Origin of the sequence: Curtobacterium sp. MCBA15_016 (assembly GCF_001865105.1) — a bacterium.
In the GTDB taxonomy this organism is placed as follows: domain Bacteria; phylum Actinomycetota; class Actinomycetes; order Actinomycetales; family Microbacteriaceae; genus Curtobacterium.
Window position 1 is genome coordinate 24,434 of the sequence record NZ_MJGR01000021.1, and the last position, 16,681, is coordinate 41,114.

The 16,681-nt window shown below is 72.1% G+C and carries 16 protein-coding genes; 11 read left to right on the forward strand and 5 right to left on the reverse strand.

Translation table 11 applies throughout. From position 1 onward, the window contains the following. Positions 1-52: 52 nt before the first annotated feature. The 8 genes from BIV03_RS09690 (at position 53) to BIV03_RS09720 (ending at position 8,610) form a co-directional block, all read left to right on the forward strand. On the forward strand, positions 53-676 hold the full coding sequence (locus BIV03_RS09690; protein ID WP_217637367.1) for a response regulator transcription factor: 624 nt from the start codon (positions 53-55) through the stop codon (positions 674-676). Next, positions 669-1,871, forward strand: a complete 1,203-nt coding sequence (locus BIV03_RS09695; RefSeq protein WP_083403336.1) for a sensor histidine kinase — start codon at positions 669-671, stop codon at positions 1,869-1,871. The genes BIV03_RS09690 and BIV03_RS09695 overlap by 8 nt, the downstream gene beginning before the upstream one ends. Before the next feature lie 97 nt (positions 1,872-1,968). Next, positions 1,969-4,008 carry a bifunctional lysylphosphatidylglycerol flippase/synthetase MprF gene (locus tag BIV03_RS09700; protein ID WP_139201925.1) on the forward strand — a complete coding sequence of 680 codons (2,040 nt, stop codon included), beginning with the start codon at positions 1,969-1,971 and terminating at the stop codon, positions 4,006-4,008. Next, on the forward strand, positions 4,005-5,285 hold the full coding sequence (locus BIV03_RS09705; protein WP_139199439.1) for an esterase family protein: 1,281 nt from the start codon (positions 4,005-4,007) through the stop codon (positions 5,283-5,285). Before BIV03_RS09700 ends, BIV03_RS09705 begins: the two co-directional genes overlap by 4 nt. Further along, the gene (locus BIV03_RS19590; protein ID WP_175473749.1) at positions 5,282-5,449 is read left to right on the forward strand and encodes a hypothetical protein; all 168 of its coding nucleotides are present in this window, start codon (positions 5,282-5,284) and stop codon (positions 5,447-5,449) included. Before BIV03_RS09705 ends, BIV03_RS19590 begins: the two co-directional genes overlap by 4 nt. A gap of 80 nt (positions 5,450-5,529) precedes the next feature. Next, positions 5,530-5,922 (forward strand): lactococcin 972 family bacteriocin, encoded by a 393-nt coding sequence (locus BIV03_RS09710; protein ID WP_175475790.1) that lies wholly within the window; start codon positions 5,530-5,532, stop codon positions 5,920-5,922. Between the two features lie 25 nt (positions 5,923-5,947). Beyond that, entirely contained in the window at positions 5,948-7,972 is a 2,025-nt protein-coding gene (locus BIV03_RS09715) for a hypothetical protein (protein ID WP_071295532.1), read from the forward strand. Continuing rightward, on the forward strand, positions 7,972-8,610 hold the full coding sequence (locus BIV03_RS09720) for an ABC transporter ATP-binding protein (protein ID WP_083403337.1): 639 nt from the start codon (positions 7,972-7,974) through the stop codon (positions 8,608-8,610). Before BIV03_RS09715 ends, BIV03_RS09720 begins: the two co-directional genes overlap by 1 nt. A 15-nt stretch (positions 8,611-8,625) precedes the next feature. Here the strand turns inward: BIV03_RS09720 and BIV03_RS09725 are convergent, their stop codons facing one another. Continuing rightward, positions 8,626-9,201, reverse strand: coding sequence for a GNAT family N-acetyltransferase (locus BIV03_RS09725; RefSeq protein ID WP_071295533.1), 576 nt, complete (start codon positions 9,199-9,201; stop codon positions 8,626-8,628). A 113-nt stretch (positions 9,202-9,314) separates the two neighbouring features. Between BIV03_RS09725 and BIV03_RS09730 the strand changes: the two genes are divergently transcribed. Both BIV03_RS09730 and BIV03_RS19125 read left to right on the forward strand, forming a co-directional pair. Then, the gene (locus tag BIV03_RS09730; RefSeq protein WP_139201926.1) at positions 9,315-10,373 is read left to right on the forward strand and encodes a type IV toxin-antitoxin system AbiEi family antitoxin; all 1,059 of its coding nucleotides are present in this window, start codon (positions 9,315-9,317) and stop codon (positions 10,371-10,373) included. After that, the gene (locus BIV03_RS19125) at positions 10,370-11,200 is read left to right on the forward strand and encodes a hypothetical protein (protein ID WP_071295535.1); all 831 of its coding nucleotides are present in this window, start codon (positions 10,370-10,372) and stop codon (positions 11,198-11,200) included. Before BIV03_RS09730 ends, BIV03_RS19125 begins: the two co-directional genes overlap by 4 nt. On the opposite strand, the gene BIV03_RS09740 is transcribed toward BIV03_RS19125, so the two are convergent. From BIV03_RS09740 to BIV03_RS09755, 4 genes are all read right to left on the reverse strand, one after another. After that, complete coding sequence (locus BIV03_RS09740) at positions 11,197-12,789, reverse strand: dihydrolipoamide acetyltransferase family protein (protein WP_071295536.1); 1,593 nt, start codon at positions 12,787-12,789, stop codon at positions 11,197-11,199. The genes BIV03_RS19125 and BIV03_RS09740 overlap by 4 nt on opposite strands. A 41-nt stretch (positions 12,790-12,830) precedes the next feature. Then, complete coding sequence (locus BIV03_RS09745; protein WP_070419276.1) at positions 12,831-13,790, reverse strand: alpha-ketoacid dehydrogenase subunit beta; 960 nt, start codon at positions 13,788-13,790, stop codon at positions 12,831-12,833. An 86-nt stretch (positions 13,791-13,876) separates the two neighbouring features. Next, positions 13,877-15,013 (reverse strand): thiamine pyrophosphate-dependent dehydrogenase E1 component subunit alpha, encoded by a 1,137-nt coding sequence (locus tag BIV03_RS09750; RefSeq protein WP_071295537.1) that lies wholly within the window; start codon positions 15,011-15,013, stop codon positions 13,877-13,879. A 23-nt stretch (positions 15,014-15,036) separates the two neighbouring features. After that, positions 15,037-16,116 carry a histidinol-phosphate transaminase gene (locus BIV03_RS09755; RefSeq protein ID WP_071295538.1) on the reverse strand — a complete coding sequence of 360 codons (1,080 nt, stop codon included), beginning with the start codon at positions 16,114-16,116 and terminating at the stop codon, positions 15,037-15,039. 50 nt (positions 16,117-16,166) lie between these two features. Here BIV03_RS09755 and BIV03_RS09760 point away from each other — a divergent pair, with 50 nt between their 5' ends. Further along, positions 16,167-16,565: a phage holin family protein gene (locus BIV03_RS09760; RefSeq protein ID WP_071295539.1), complete on the forward strand. Its 399-nt coding sequence runs from the start codon at positions 16,167-16,169 to the stop codon at positions 16,563-16,565. Positions 16,566-16,681 lie beyond the last annotated feature (116 nt).

Consider the following 16,681-nt stretch of genomic DNA (forward strand, 5'->3'; position numbering starts at 1 on the left):
CACAGTAGCGAGTCCCCCTCGGAACGCCAACGTGCATGACAAGATGACGCGCGTGACAACCGTGGTGATCGTCGACGACGAGACGCTCGTCCGCTACGGCTTCGAGCTGATCCTCGGCGCCGCACCGGACATCGACGTCGTCGCCACCACCGGGGACGTGGACGCCGTGCAGGTCATCCGGTCGCACGCGCCCGACGTCGTGCTCCTCGACGTGCGGATGCCGCGGGTGAACGGCCTCGAGGTCCTCCGCGAGCTGCAGGCCTTCCCCGAACCACCGGCGGTCGCGATGCTCACGACCTTCGACACCGACGAGTACGTCGGCCGGGCGATGGAGCTCGGCGCCGCCGGCTTCCTGCTCAAGGACACCGACCCCGAGGGCCTCGCCGAGTACGTCCGGGTCCTCGCCCGCGGCGGGGTCGTCCTGGCACCGGGCGTCGACCGGACCCGGCTGTTCGCGGCACGTCCGGCAGCTCCCGCGCCGTCCGTCAGCGAGCGCGAGCACGCGGTGCTCCGGCTCGTCGCGGACGGCGTGAGCAACCCGGACATCGGCCGACGGCTCGGCGTGAGCACCGGGACCGTCAAGGAGGACATCCGGTCGCTGCTCGCCGCGTTCGGCGTCCCGACGCGCGTCCAGCTCGCGCTGCGCGCGGCCGAGGCGGGACTCCTGGATGGCTGACACGCAGCGGTCGGGGCGCGTCCGGCGGGTGCTCGCGGCGACCGACGGGAGGCTCGACCGCCTCGTCGACGTCGGCCTGCGGTGGGCGCGCACCCACCGTGCACCGTGGTGGCTGGTCGACGCCCTGTTCATCGCCGCCGCGGTCGCGGACGCCGTGCTCGACATCTCCGGGGCGACCGCCCTCGAGACGTGGTTGTCGCTGCTCGCGGCCGCCGCCCTGTTGCTCCGTCGTCGCTTCCCCGTGCTCGCGTTCGCCCTGACGGTGCCGGGGTTGTTCGTCGGTTCCGCGGTGGTGGCTGCGAGCGTGGCGCTGTTCACCCTCGGGGAGCGCACGAGCCGCCGGTGGCTGATGCTCCTCGCCGCGCTGGTGCAGTTCGTCGGCTTCAGCGGGTTCGTCGGGCCGCCGCAGACCCTCGACGAGATCGTCGTCTCCGTCGTCTACGCGCTCATCTTCGCGCTCGGACCGCTCGCCGTCGGGCTGCTCGTGCAGACCCGTGCGCGGCTGACCGACCAGCTCGTCGAGTCCCGCCGTGCCCGCGAGGACGAACGCCGGCAGGCCGCGGCCGTCGCCCTGTCCCGCGAGCGGGCGCTGCTCGCGCGGGAGATGCACGACGTCGTCTCGCACCAGGTGACCCTGATCGCGGTGCAGGCCGGCGCGATGCAGATGGCCGGACGCGACGAGGCCGAGCGCGGGTTCGCCCGGACGATCCGGCAGCTGTGCGTGATCACCCTGCAGGAGCTCCGCGAGATGGTGCAGGTGCTCCGCGCCTCCGGCGGCACCGACCGCGAGATCGCGCCCCAGCCGGTGCTCACCGACCTCCCCCGGCTCATCGCCGAGAGCGGCCTCGAGACGAGCACGACCGTCGACCTTCCGGACACCCTCGCCCAGCCACTCCAGCGCGCGGTCTACCGGTTCGTGCAGGAGGGGCTGACGAACGTCCGCAAGCACGCCCCCGACGCCACCGTCCGGGTGAGCGGCCGGATCCACGGCGAGCACGTCCTCGTCGACGTCGTGAACGGCCCGGCGCGTTCCGAACGGCTCGAACTGCCGGGGTCCGGGCTCGGCCTGATCGGGCTCGGGGAGCGGGCCTCGCTCCTCGGCGGGAGCATGGAGTCGGGCCCGCAGCCGGACGACGGGTTCGCACTGCACCTGCGGCTGCCGGTGGAGCACGTGCCGGCCGCTCGGGCGGTCTGACGGTCATCCTCGGAGCCAGCCCGTCCTGGCCGATCGGCCATCGCGGTTCACGCCGTGGAGCGATGCCCCGGCGGGGGCGATCGGCTGGGATGGGACCGTGGCACCAGCAGCGCTCCTCGGACGACTCCGTCGATCCCCCGTCTCCGTCGCCGTGGCGGTGGTCGCGGTCGCGCTCGTCGTGACCGCACGGATGGCGCACTCCGAGCCGGACTTCCCGCACCACCCGCCCGTCGCGTGTCTCGCCCTCGTGGCGGTGGTCCTGACGACCGTCCTCGCCGAGCGTTCCCTCGGATCGATCCGGACCCTCGTGATCGGGGTCGGCGCGCCGCTGCTCGGGGTCCTCGCGACCCTCCTCACCGTCACGATCGGTTCGGCGCTGGGCGAGGCACACGCCGAGTTCGCCGTCGGACAGCCGCTCTTCGCCCCCTCCGTCGTCGCCGCCGCGTTGCTCGGGGCCGCGTCGGCGGCGATGCCCGCGCAGCGACGCTGGCGGACGCGCGCCGCCCTCTGGACCGTGGTGCTGACCCTCGTGCTCTTCGCGGGCCACGGGTCGGACCTGGCCCGCGCCCTGGCGACCCTGCTCGGGACCGCAGCCGGCGCGTGGATCGTGCGCCGCGCCTCCAGGCCCCAGAGCCGCACCACCCGCGTCACCGCACGGACGGTCGTGGTGAGCGCCCTCATCGCGCTCGGTGCCGGCACCCTGGTGACCCCGATCGTGCCGGACCCGGACGGCGTGCTGTCCCCGTTCGCCGACGCGATGCCGGACCGTTCCGTGGTCGTCGTCGGCGTGCTGCTGCTCCTGGCCGCCTGGCTCGTGCACCGCGGTCGCCGGACGGGCATCGCGCTGGCGATCGGCGTGCTCCTGACGCTCACGGTCGTGCTCGCCGACGTCTTCCTCATCGAGCCGGTCAAGGACGACGCGGTGCAGTGGCAGGGGCTCGGACTCGACGCGATCGAGTGGCAGGTCACCCTGCTCGGCGCGTGGATCGTGCCAGCCGCCGTGCTGCTCGCCGTGCTCCTCCTCCGACCGCGGCTCGTCCGGGCGCGGTTCCGGGCCGCCGGTGCACGCCGTGACGACCTCGTCGAGATGCTCCGCGACGGCGACGCCGGGACCCTCGGGCACATGGGCACCTGGCGCGGGAACGCGACCTGGACCCACCCGGACGGACGCGGCGCCGTGGCCTACCGGGTGCGCGGCGAGGTCGCCCTCGCCGTCTCGGACCCGGCGTGCGCCACCGCCGACCGCGCCGAGGTCCTCGCCGGCTTCACTGCGTTCTGCGAGCGCAACGGCTGGGTGCCCGCGTTCACGAGCGTCCACGAACCCGTCCGCGCGATCCTCGGTGCCGAGGGGTGGACCGCGCTGCCGGTGGGGGTCGAGTGCGTGCTCGACGTGACGACGTTCGACCTGCGCGGCAAGAAGCGGCAGGACCTCCGGACCGCGTCGAACCGGGCCGACCGCGAGGGTGTCCGCGACGAGTGGACCACCCTCGACGCGCTCGACGCCGGCCGTCGTGCCGAGGTCGAGGCGATCTGCACGCGGTGGGCCGCCGATCGGCGCCTGCCGGAGATGGGCTTCACGCTCGGCGGGTTCCGCGAGCTCGACGACCCGGACGTCCGGCTCATGCTCGCCGTCGACGCCGACGGGCACGTCACCGCGGTCACGAGCTGGCTGCCCGTCCACGAGCGGGGAGCGCTGACCGGCTACACGCTCGACGTCATGCGCCGCGGCGACGACGGGATGCCCGGGGTGATGGAGTTCCTCATCGCCCGGACGGCGCTCCGTGCCCGCGAGGCCGGCCTCACCACGATCAGCCTCTCCGGCACGCCGCTGGCCGCCCACGCCGGGGCCCGGTCGCTGGTCGTCCGTGGGTCGGTGCTCCTCGCCCGCGTGCTCGAGCCGGTGTACGGGTTCCGGTCGCTGCAACGCTTCAAGGAGAAGTTCGGCGCGCGGCACGAGCCCCTCTGGTTGGTCGTCCCGACGCCGTTGCACGTGCCGCGGGTCGCCCGGGCCCTGGCGTCGGCGTACGTGCCGGGCCTGCGCCCGAAGCACCTGTGGGCGCTCCGGCAGGCGCACCGTGCGGCGGCGGACGCCCGAGCGGTGGCCGAGGCCCGTGCCGCGGGTGCGGCGCGCTCGTGAGTCCGACCGAGTGGCTGCTCGCCACCCAGCTGCAGGCGCCGTCGAAGCTCGTCCCGGTGGACATCGCGTTCGCGGTGCTCGCCGTCGCGGTGCTGATTCCCGGTCTCCGGCACACCCGGTCCGGGTCCGCCTGGCGTGCCGTCCGGCTGCGCGCCGTGGTCGCCGTCGGGGCCGCCGTCGCCGTGCTCCTCGTCTGCTGGGTCCTGAGCGACGTCCTGAACCTGTTCGGCGTCGCCCTGAGTCCGGTCACGCGGATGTGGGTCGCGATCGCCACCGCCGCACTCGCCCTGGCGGTCACCGGCATCGTGCAGGGCGGTCGCGGACGCCGGGTGCTCGCCGCCGTGCTCGTCCCGGCGGCGCTGCTCGTCCCCGCACTCGGGGTGAACGTCGAGTTCGCCAAGTACCCGACCCTCGGCACCGTGGTGCAGAGCGACCCGTACCCGGCGCTCGACCTGCACGCGGCTCCGGCAGCGGCGCTCCCGGCGCACGGCGAGGTCCGGACGGTGGACATCCCCGGGACCCGCTCCGGCTTCCCGGCCCGCCCCGCCGTCGTCTACCTGCCGCCGGCCGCGCTCGTCCGGGACCCGGCACGCCTGCCGGTCGTCCTCGCGTTCGCCGGGCAGCCCGGTGCGCCGAGCGACCTGTTCACCGCCGGGCAGATGGGGACCGTGCTCGACGCCTACGCGGCCGCGCACCACGGATCGGCACCGATCGTCGTGTCCGTCGACCAGCTGTCGGCTCCCGGTCGGAACCCGATGTGCGTCGACTCGACGCTCGGGAAGTCCGCGACCTACGTCACCGAGGACGTGCCCGCCTGGATCGCAGCACACCTCCCCGCGACGCCGGACCGGCACGCCTGGGGCCTCGTCGGGTTCTCGCAGGGGGCGACCTGCGCGATGCAGTTCGTCACCGCCCACCCGGGGTCGTTCGGCGCCGCGCTGGCGATCTCCAGCGAACTGCAGCCGATCGACCAGAACCCGCGGCACAGCGCCGACCAGGCGTTCGGTGGGTCGGTGGCCCGGTGGAAGGCCGCCGCCCCGATCGCGCAGATGCGGGCGAACGGGCTCGGTGGTCACGCGCTCTGGCTCACGGCCGGGTCCGCCGACCACCAGTTCAGTCGGAACGCCCGGGCACTCGGCAGTGCGGCCCGGACGGCGGGCGCGGACACCGTGGTCGCGTTCGCGCCGGGGAGCGGGCACGACTGGAACACCGTGCAGTGGTCGCTGCGCACGGAGCTGCCGCACGAGGCCGACACCCTGTTCGGGGCCCTCGGGTGAGGCCCGTCGTGCTGGCGGTGGTCGCCCTCGTGGCGGTGCTGTTGCTGACGGTGGGGCCGGTCGCCGTGGCGCCGGTCGCCGCCGTGCTCCTGCTGCTCTGCGTGGGTGCTGCTGCACTCGCGACCGGGGACGACGGCTCGGGTGATCGTCGTCGCGAATATTGACATGTTGCGTGTTTGACATTGCCGTTCGGTCGCTGTCACGATGTGGCCTGCTCCATGGAGGGGCAGAGACAAGGGGAATGATGCAGAACACGAAGACGACGATCCTCGTCGGCCTCGGGCTGTCGATCGGCCTGGTCACCGGGACCGCCTCGACGGCGTCGGCCACGCCGTTCGAGGTCATGGGATCGGGGCCCGTGGCCGGCGGGGTGAGCATCGCCGACTCCGGAGACGGTTCGACCGGAGCGACCACGGGTGTCGGCACCCGGAACGACGGCGGGGGCGGGAGCTTCTGGCAGTGGGGTGTCGGCAAGGACGACACGTGGTCGAACTACTTCCGCGAGAAGCGGTGCCACGGCGCGACGGCTGTCGGGAAGAAGTCCAAACGAGTGTCGAACGTCCCGGGCGGCAAGTACGCGATGGCGAAGACGCCGAAGGCGAGCAGCGGGAACAAGGCGTACTACCACAACTGCTGATCGTGCCGTTCCCGGGAGGTGCGGCATGACGATCCGATCGGTGACGCTCGCCTACGTCGTCCCGCCGGTCCTCGCTCTGGTCCTGGCGTTCATCGGGGTGACGCAGGTCGGCGAAGCAGGACTCATCGGCGCGTCGTCGACGGTCACCGCCACCGCCGGTCCCGAGACCGGCTCGAACCAGCGTGTCGCTGCGGCACTCGACCGCGTGGCACGCGTTGCGGACGCGACCATCGTCCGCGTCGTGGCAGACCGGGCGGCACCCACCACACGACGCGTGGCGCTCGTCACCGATGCTCCGGCGAGTCGCGGTGAACGGTGGCTCCAGGACGGCTACGCGGACTTCTCGAGGTCGATGACCACGCACGTGCGGCCGATGCAGGACCTCGACCAGTTCGACCCGACCGGGACCTACGACGTCTTCGGCGACGACCGAGCTCGACGAGCGGCCGTGCAAGCGCTCACCGAGGTCGGCTACGCGGTGACGTCCGAACGGGTCCCCCTGCTCCAGCGGGTCGGGGTCGTCGACGGTGTCGATCGGACAGCCGGACTCATCGTCACCCTGACGCTCGGGTGCTCGACGCTGTGCGTGATGGGGACCAGCGGGTCTCTCCGTCGGAGCGCAGTCCGGAGGTTGCACGGTCGCAGCACGGCGTCGATCGTGCGCTCAGAGCTCGCGGAAGCCCGGACGTCCGTGCTCGCCATCGTGATCGCTGCCCCCTGCGCGGCGATCTGGCTCTGGATGCACAACGGGCTGGCGGACGTGACGACGTTCGGTACGGCGTTCGTCATCCTCTGCGGAGCACTCCTCGCTCCGGTCGCGGTCGCCCACGCGCTCGGCACGATCGGAGCCTGTCGGGTGCCGATGGTCGATGCGCTCCGGGGTGCCCGGCCCGCCGGGGCGCTCCTGGTCGTCGTGCATGCCGCACGGCTCCCGGCGCTCCTCGTCCTGGTCGCTGCATCATTCGACCTCGTCGGCGCCGTCGCGGTCGTCCGATCGGGCAGCGCCGAACGCGACCTCCGAGCAGCAGGAGAGACGATGCAACTCTGGGTCACTCCAGACCCACGCCCGGTGGACACGCAGCCCTACTGGGACCGGATCGGGGCGTTCGCAGGTCGGGCGCTCGACCGCGGGGACGCACTGCTCGCGGCGCCGGTCGAGGTGTCCACCGGACAGGGCGGGGCGACCGCACCCGCGCTGTTCGTCGACGCTGGCTACCTGGACCGACAGGACGTGCGCGCGGAGGACGGCACGCGTCTCGCCGCTGATGCCCCGGGCGTCTCCGTCTGGCTCCCCGCGCACAGCACCATCGGTGCCGGCCGACTCGTGCAGGCGCTCTCCGGGTGGGAACTCCGGGACGCTCCCGCTGCCACGCGCGCACACATCACCGTCGGCCGGCTCGCAGCACAAGAGGTGTACTCCTACCCCGGCGATTCCACGTCGCGCACGTGGCTCGACGACGCGGTCCTGGTCGTCGTACCGGATCCCGCTGCAGCCTTCTCCGCAGACCAACTCGGCTCGTGGTTGTCGAGCGGGGATGTCGTGTTCGGGTCGCGCTCGGCTGCGGAGCGCGCGATCCGGACGTCTGACGTCGGCCGCGAGTTCAGTGCTGTCGTCGACGTGGGCCAGGTGGCCGCGGAAGCAGCTCGGCAGGCAGCGCGCACGGTCGGGATCGGGGTCGCCGGCGTGGTGAGCGCCGTCATCGTCAGTGCGGTGCTCGCCGGACTCGGTGCGGCCGCACACCGACGGCGGTACGGCCGCGCGCACTTCGCGAGGATCGCGGCAGGAACGTCCTTCTTGCGGGCGAACGCCAGCCTCTTGGTGATCGAGGTCGTGCTCGTCACTGTCGCCACCGTGGCCGCGATCAACACCTGGTGGGACCTCCACCCGGACGGGGCCGGTATGCGATCCGCACTCGACCCGGTCGCGCAGACTGCGGGGGTCGCCGTCGCCTTCGCGGCCGGGATGCTCGTGCTGGTCGGCACGGTCAGCGCCACGGCGATCGCGACGACAGCGAAGACCGTTGCACGAACACGAGGGAACGGATCCTGATGATCGAAGTACGCAGTGCCAGCAAGCGCCGCGGGCGACGTGTGCTCTGGCAGGATCTGACGTTCGACGTCGGTCGTGGTGAGATCGTGGCCCTGGTGGGACCGAGCGGCTCCGGCAAGTCGACGCTCCTCGACTGCATCGGCCACATCGACACGTTCGATGCCGGATCGATCCGGATCGACGGCGTCACGGTCGGCGGTGGTGGTCGGAGCGCACGGCTCGTCCGCCGACGACATCTGGGGTACCTCTTCCAGGACTTCGGGCTGGTACCCGACATGACCGTCCAGGCCAACATCGACATCGCACGGGTGCCGGCCCGCGAGCACCGTGGCACACCGGTCCGGACCGCAGCGGCGTTGGAACGGGTCGGACTCGCTGGGCGGGCGACGGATCGTGCGCACGAACTCAGCGGCGGCGAACAGCAGCGCGTGGCCCTTGCACGCCTGCTGGTCAAGCAGCCGGACGTGATCCTGGCCGACGAACCGACGAGTGCGCTCGACGGGACGAACGCGTCGATGGTGCTCGACCTGCTCGACGAGTTCGCGGCTTCGGGCGCCGCGGTGGTCATCGCGACGCATGCGGCCGAGGTGGAGGCACGAGCGACGACGACGCTCTCGCTGTTCGGCCCCGACCGGTGACGGGGCCGGTGCGGGTCAGGCGTTCGCGACGAGCCAGGCCCGCTGCGTCCGCGACAGCGCCCGGTCCGCCCAGACCTGCCGCTCGACACCGTCCGGCAGCGTCGACGACGTCGAGCCCTGCCACACCAGCTGCAGCCCCGCGCGGTCGAGCACGGCCGCCGAGGCTGGGTTGTTCGTCAGCACCCGCCCGGTGACCGCGACGTCGGGAGCGACGTCCGCCGCGGCAGCCACCGCAGCGAGCGCGATCTCCGTCGCGTAGCCGTTGCCCCACGCCGCCGGTGCCAACCGGTAGCCGAGGTTCCACACCCCGGCCGCGGTCATGTCCACGCCGCCGACGCCGACGAACGCGTGGTCGGCCGCGGCGCGGACGGCCCACGAACCGAGCCCGTGTCGTGCCCGACCGCCGATCTTGCGCTGGACGAGGTCGACCGTCGAGGCCCGCACCGCGTGCCGTCCCGCGGGGAGGTGGGTCCACGTCCGGGCGTCGGAGAAGACCGCGTGCACGTCGTCGATGTCCGCCGGCGACAGCGGGGTGAGCAGGAGGCGATCCGTTCGGATCTCCTGCGAGGGCATCAGGAGCTGGTGGACCATGCCTCGATCATCCCGCCGCCCACCGACATCCGTCTGAACACCACGCGACGAATGCGGGAGTCCGCAAGCAGGGATTTTCAGCCAAGACGTCTATTTCACTGTACAGTGAAAACATGCCGATCACTGAAAAGACCCTCGTGCAGGCCCTTCGGCGCGCACTGCCTCCAGGGTCGATCGACATCATCTCGCGTGACGGTGTCGCTCCGGTGGCGGTGCTCCCCGACGGCTCCGAGGTGGCCCTCGTGCTGCGCTGGGCCGGAGCAGGGTTCCCACGGGACGTCGCCCGGGCGTTCGAGAACGAGCCGCTGTCCCCGTCGGCAGACGCAGGGGTCGACGCACATCACGAGGTCGTCTTCGCGCAGTCCGTCTCCGAAGGATCACGACGGGTCATCGACGCCGTCGGTGCGTCCTGGGTCGCACTCGACGGGTCGGCGTCCCTGCACATCGGGACCGTCTGGGTGGAGCGCGCTCCCGCCCCCGGGCTCGTCGCCGAGGAGGTCGGGTTCCGCTGGTCAGCTGCGCGGGCGGACGTCGCGGAGGCGTTGTTCGCGATCGTGGCAGACGGCAGTCGGTGGGGCGACGGACGGACACGGGTCCCCGAGGTGGAGAGTCTCGCGACGCTCTCAGACCGATCGCTCGGTTCGGTCTCGAACGCCCTGAGCGGTTTCGACCAGAACGGATGGACCGGACCCGGACCGGAACCGAGGAGTCGTGCGCTCGTCGACGGGTCGGGCATGCTCGACTCCTGGTCGGAGTGGAGTCGCCGACAGCCACGGAACTGGATCTCCTTCCACACCCTCGACCGCGACCCCGCGAGGGTCGAGCGGGTCTTGCTCACGACGTTCGGGACGGACCTCGTCCTCACCGGCGCTTCGGGCAGCGAGCGTCTCCGTCCGTTCCTCACCGGGGCGAGGAGCGTGAGCGCGTACGTGGTCGATGCGGACGACGACCACATCCGCGACCTCGGCGAGCGGGCGGGCATGCTGCCTGCTCCGACGGGGCAGGTCCGGGTCGCGGTGGCACCGCGCGCGATCGCGAACACGACGCGGGTCGCTGCGGACGTCCGGATCGCCTCCCCGGCCCGCATCTACGCCGATCTCCTGACCGGGTCGGAGCGGGAGCGGGAAGCTGCGGACATCATCCGCGACTCCGCACTGGGGAAGTTGCCGTGAGCGCCGACGCGTCGCGAGACCACGCCGCGCGGGCGCTCGCTGAGGAGGCGCTCGCCGCACTCCTCCGGGCAGCCGGTCCCAGATCGACCGAACTGGTCCTCATCGGCGGCCTCGTTCCCGAGTACCTCGTCGAGACCACGGATCCGCACCAGGGAACCAACGACGTCGATCTCCTGCTCGACCTCGGGTTGGAGTACGACCGGGACGAGCACGACTACGGCTGGCTGGAGCGTGCGCTCGTCGCTGCCGGCTTCGTCCCCGCGTCACCGAACGTCGGGTGGCGATGGGTCGCCGAGGTCCGCGGTCACCCCGTGCTCGTGGAGTTCCTCGCCGACGTCGCCGACAACCTCGACCGTGAGATCGCTCTGCCGGGTGCATCCGTCCTCGGCGCGAAGAACCTCCGCGGACCCGGGCCCGCACTCCGAGACGCGCACGATGCCGTCGTGCACGGTCACCCGGTACGGATGACCGACATCGGGGGCTACCTGTCGGCGAAAGGTGCCGCCGCGTACTGGCGGGGCGCGGAGAAGGACCTGTACGACTTCGCGTGGGTGCTGGTGAACGCCGCGAGGATGGACGCCGACCGCGCTGCGAACGCCGTCACGGCGGTCCTCGACGCTGGTGTCGACCGCGATCGGTTCGGCGCCGTGTTGGGAGCATGCGCCTCGTTCGAGACAGCGGCCAGCATCGGTGCGGTCGTGTTCGCGAGCGCTTCGATCGCCGCGGGCGACCAACGCGACCACGACGCGCTCGCGCTCGACGCGGTCCTGGCCGTGCGGATGTTCCGAGCGGGCCTGTTGCGCGCTGCCGAGGAGCGTGACGGCTAGTCGAGCAGCAGCGCCGGCTCCTCGAGCACCGAGGCCACGTCGTGCACGAAGCGCGACGCCACGTCGCCGTCGACGACCCGGTGGTCGAACGAGGCGCCGATCGTCGTCACCATGCGCGACCGGACCTCGCCGTCGACGACCCAGGGCTTCGGCTTGATCGTGCCCATCGCCACGATCGCGACCTCGCCCGGGTTGAGGATCGGGGTGCCGGTGTCCATGCCGAACACGCCGATGTTCGTGATCGACACCGTGCCGTTCGCCATCTGCGCCGGGGTGGTCTTGCCGTCGCGGGCGGTCAGGGTGAGCTGCTCGAGGGCCTGGGCGAGCTCGAGCAGGGACATGTCCTGCGCGTCCTTGATGTTCGGCACGATGAGGCCGCGCGGGGTGGCCGCGGCGATGCCGAGGTTCACGAAGTGGTGGACGATGATCTCGCGGTCGGTCCAGGTGGAGTTCACCGAACGGTTGCGGCGGACCGCCCAGATCACGGCCTTCGCCACGAGGAGCAGCGGCGACACCTTCACGCCCGCGAACGTCGGCGAGGACTTCAGCCGCTTGACGAACTCCATCGTGCGGGTGGCGTCGACGTCGACGAACAGCGAGACGTGCGGTGCGGTGAACGCCGACGTGGTCATCGCGGTCGCGATGGCCTTGCGGACGCCCTTGACCGGGATCGTCTCGCTGCGGACGTCGCCCCACTCGGGGGTCTCGATGTTGCGGAAGACGCTGGCCTGCTTCGCGTGCCGGATGACGTCGTCGCGGGTGACCTCGCCCGCGAGGCCGGTCGCGACGATCTCGCTCAGCTCGACGCCGAGGTCCTTCGCGAGCTTCCGGATCGGGGGCTTCGCGAGGACGTTCGTCGCCACACCGTGCTTGCGCGCGGAGCCGGACCCGAGGGCGGAGATCGCCTCGGCGGTGGTCTCCTCGCCGGGGTCGGTGGCGGCTTCGGCCGCTGCAGCGGCGTCGGCACTGGAGGCGCGGCTCGCCTCGGCCGCGAGCGCTGCGGCCCGGCGGGCGCCCGGCTTCCGGCGGGACGGCGACGAGGTCGCGGAGCCGTAGCCGACGAGGACGGCGCCGGAGGACTCGTCCGTGCCGACGACGGAGGCGTCGACGGCGACCGGCTGGGCAGGCGCGGCTGCGGGCTGCGCGGGAGCGGCGGCGGGCGCCGCGGCGGCCATCGGCGGGGTCGGCGCGCTCACCGGCGCGGGTGCGGCGGGGGTCTGCGTGACCGGGGCGGCGGGAGCGGCCGGTGCCGGCGGGGTGGCGGTGACGTCCGGCGAGGTCGGGACGCTCTGGTCGACGTGTGCCGCGCCTCCTGGGCCGGCGACCGGCGCACCGGACGCGACCTGCGCGTCGGACTCCACGCGGATGATCGGCTTGCCGACCTCGACGGTGTCGCCCTCGGAGACGAGCAGGCCGGTGACGGTGCCGGAGAACGGCGACGGGAGCTCGACGAGGGACTTCGCCGTCTCGATCTCGACGAGGACCTGGTCGACGGTGATCTCGTCACCGATCGCGACGCGCCACTGCACGATCTCGGCCTCGGTGAGGCCTTCACCCACGTCGGGCAGGGGGAATTCGGCGACGGCCACTACGGCTCCTTCGGCGTTCTGGTCGAGCTCGGACAGGGAGGTCAGTAGGCGAGGGCGCGGTCGACGGCCTCGAGGACGCGGTCGGCGTCCGGCAGGTGCAGGTGCTCCAGCTTCGACACCGGGAACGGGACGTCGAACCCGGAGACGCGGAGCGGGGGTGCCTGCATCGTGTAGAACGCCTTCTCGGCGACGGTCGCGGCGATCTCGCTGCCGACGCTGACGAAGCCGGAGGCCTCTTGCGCGATGACGAGACGACCGGTCTTCCGGACCGACGCCAGGAGCGGCTCCCAGTCGATCGGCGAGATCGAGCGGAGGTCGATGACCTCGCAGCTCGTGCCCTCGCCCTCGGCGATCTCCGCCGCCTGCATGAGCGTGGCGACCATCGCGCCGTGGCCGACGAGGGTGACCTCGGTGCCGGTGCGGGCGACGCGCGTCGTGTGCATCGGGACGTGCCCGTCGACGAGGTCCACCTGGCCCTTCGGCCAGTAGCGCGACTTCGGCTCGAGGAAGACGACCGGGTCCTTCGAGGCCACTGCTTCCTGGATCATCCAGTAGGCGTCGTTCGGCGTACTCGGGCTGACCACGCGGAGACCCGGGGTGTGCGCGAAGTACGCCTCGGGCGACTCCTGGTGGTGCTCCACGGCGCCGATGTGGCCGCCGTAGGGGATGCGGATGACGACGGGCAGCGACATGTGCGCCGGCAGCCGGTTCGCCATCTTCGCGAGCTGCGAGGTGATCTGGTCGAAGCCCGGCCAGACGAAGCCGTCGAACTGGATCTCGACGACCGGGCGGTAGCCGCGCAGGGCCAGGCCGATCGCGGTGCCGATGATGCCGGCCTCGGCGAGCGGGGTGTCCCGCACGCGCTCGGGGCCGAACTTCTCCTGCAGGCCCTCGGTGATGCGGAACACACCGCCGAGTGCGCCGATGTCCTCGCCCATCAGCAGGACCTTGTCGTCCGCCTGCATCGCGGCGGCGAGCCCGGCGTTGAGCGCCTTGGCCATCGTCAGGGTCGGGGTGGGGTCGCTCGGGACCTCGCCGGCACCCGGGTGGGAGCGCAGGGTGTAGTCGAAGAGCTGCTCGGTGGTGCTCATGCGTGGGCGCCCCCTTCGAAGCCGGCCTCGTACTGTTCGAGCCAGGCCTTCTGCTCGGCGATCAGCGGGTGCGGCTCGCGGTAGACGTTGTCGAACATGACGTCGACGGACGGCGGTGTCAGGGCCACGGTGCGGCGGCGGACGTCGGCGGCGATGTCCTCGCCCTCTTCGTCGAACGCGGCGAACTGCTCGTCGGTCGCGCCCTTGGAGCGCAGGTACGCCTCGGACCGGACGATCGGGTCGCGGCGGACCCAGTCCTCGAGCTCGCCCTCGGCGCGGTAGCGGCTCGGGTCGTCGGAGCTGGTGTGCGCGCCGATGCGGTACGTGTCGGCCTCGATGAACGCCGGGCCCTGGCCGCTGCGGGCGTGGTCGGTGGCGACGACCGAGGCCGTGTAGGAGGCGAGGATGTCGTTGCCGTCGATGAGGACGCTCGGGATCCCGAAGCCGCGCGGACGGTCGACGAGCGGGGTCGGCGACTGGACCGACACCGGTACCGAGATCGCCCAGTGGTTGTTCTGCAGGAAGAAGACGACGGGGGCCTTCGTCGAGGCCGAGAACACGTACGCCTCGTTCACGTCGCCCTGACTCGTCGCGCCGTCGCCGAAGTAGACGATCGAGCACGCGTCGCGGTCGGGGTCACCCGTGCCGACGTCGCCGTCGAGCTTCTGCCCGAGCGCGTAGCCGGTGGCGTGCAGGGTCTGCGAGCCGATCACCAGGGTGGAGATGTGGGTGTTGCCGCGCTCGTCCGGGTCCCACCCGCCGTGCGTCTGGCCGCGGTACATCGCGATGATCTCCATCGGCTCGACGCCGCGGTGCATCGTGACCGCGTGCTCGCGGTAGGACGGGAAGACGTGGTCCTGCGCGCGGAGGGCGAAGGCGGAGCCGGTCTGTGCGGCTTCCTGCCCGTGACTCGGCACCCAGAGGCCGAGCTGACCGGTGCGCTGGAGGTTGTGACCGGCGTGGTCGAACCGACGGGTGAGGACCATGCGACGGTGCATCGCCAGCAGGGTCTCGTCCGGGATCGCCCGCGCGGCGGCGGCGAACTCGGCGTTCTCGTCGGTCTCCACGAACCGGCCCTCGGGGTCGAGGAGCCGGACGGTGGTCGTCGCGGGGGCCGCGGCGCGGAATGACATGCGGGCCAGCGTAGCGGCAGCGACTACTCGGCTGCCTGGAGGTCCCCCACAAGCGACCGTGCTGTTTCGAGGAGCGTTCCCACAGCCTCGTGCTCCCCGATCGAGATGCGGATGCCCTCGTTCCCGAAGGCCCGGACGATGATGCCGGCCTGCTCGAAGCGCTCCGTCGCGTGCGCCGTCAGCTCGCCGGTCGGCAGCCACACGAAGTTGCCCTGGGCGTCGGGTGCGTCCCAGCCCTGCTCGCGGAGCGACGTGACGACGTGGTCCCGCAGGACGGCGATCTCGGACACGCGCTCGAGCAGTTCGGACTCGCGCTCGAGGCTCGCGAGCGCCGCCGCCTGGCCCTGCGCCGTGACCGAGAGCGGGATGGCGCAGGCGCGTACGGCATCGAGCACGTACGCCGGGCCGAGGGCGTACCCGACACGGAGTCCGGCCAGCCCGTACGCCTTCGAGAAGGTGCGGAGCACGACGAGGTTCGGGTACCGCTTGAGCAGCGGGGCGCCACGGACGGCGGTCGGCTCGGTGACGAACTCGGCGTAGGCCTCGTCGAGGACCACGAGCACGGTGGCGGGCACCTGGGCCATGAACGCCTCGAACTCGGTGCCGGTCACGATCGGGCCGGTCGGGTTGTTCGGCGTGCAGACGATCACGAGGCGGGTGCGCTCCGTGACCGCGGCGGCCATCGCGTCGAGGTCGTGACCGCCGTCGGGGCGGTTCGGCACCTGCACGCTCGTGGCACCCGCGACCGTGACGACGCCCGGGTAGGCCTCGAAGGAGCGCCACGCGTAGACGATCTCGTCGCCGGGGCCGGAGGTGGCCTTGGCGAGTTCGTGGAGGATCGCGACGCTGCCGGGGGCGACGTGGACCTCGTCGACGGTGGTGCCGAAGCGGTTCGCGAGCACGGCCCGGACGGCGAGGGCGGTGGCGTCGGGGTAGCGGTTGAACGCGGTCTGCGCCTGCACGGCCTCGACGACGCCGGGCAGCGGCGGGAACGGGTTCTCGTTGCTCGACAGCTTGAAGGCGTCGGCCGCGGCCTGGCGCCCCTGCTTGTAGGCGGGGAGAACGGCGATCTCGGGCCGGATGTGCACGCGCTCGTCAGTCACGGGATCAGGCTACCGGCCCGTCCGCGGGTACCGGAGGGCATCATGGACGCATGCGATTCCTCGTCCGCCTCGTCGTCAACGCCGTCGCCCTCTGGCTCACCACGCTGATCGTCAGCGGCGTCTCCGTCACGCCCTTCGGCGACGGCGGCACCACGGCCACCGTGCTCACCTACCTGCTCGTGGCGTTCGTGTTCGGCCTCGTGAACGCGGTCATCGGCACGCTCATGCGGATCGTGGCCTTCCCGATCTACATCCTCACGCTCGGGCTCATCTCGTTCGTCGTGAACGCGATCCTGCTGCTCATCGTCGCCGGGATCTCGGACGCCTTCGGCTTCGGGCTGCACGTCGACTCGTTCGGCTGGGGCATCGTCGGCGCCTTCGTGCTCGCGGTGTTCGCGTGGCTGATCGGGCTGTTCGTGCGGCCGGTGCTGAACCGCCCGCGCGCGTGACGCTGGCCGACGACCCGTCGGCGAGCACCCCGTCGGGGTGGGCCGACGACCGGACCGGCACCGCGCCTCCCGACAGCAGCAGCGTCGCGGACGGACGCTCCCTGCGCCATGATGTC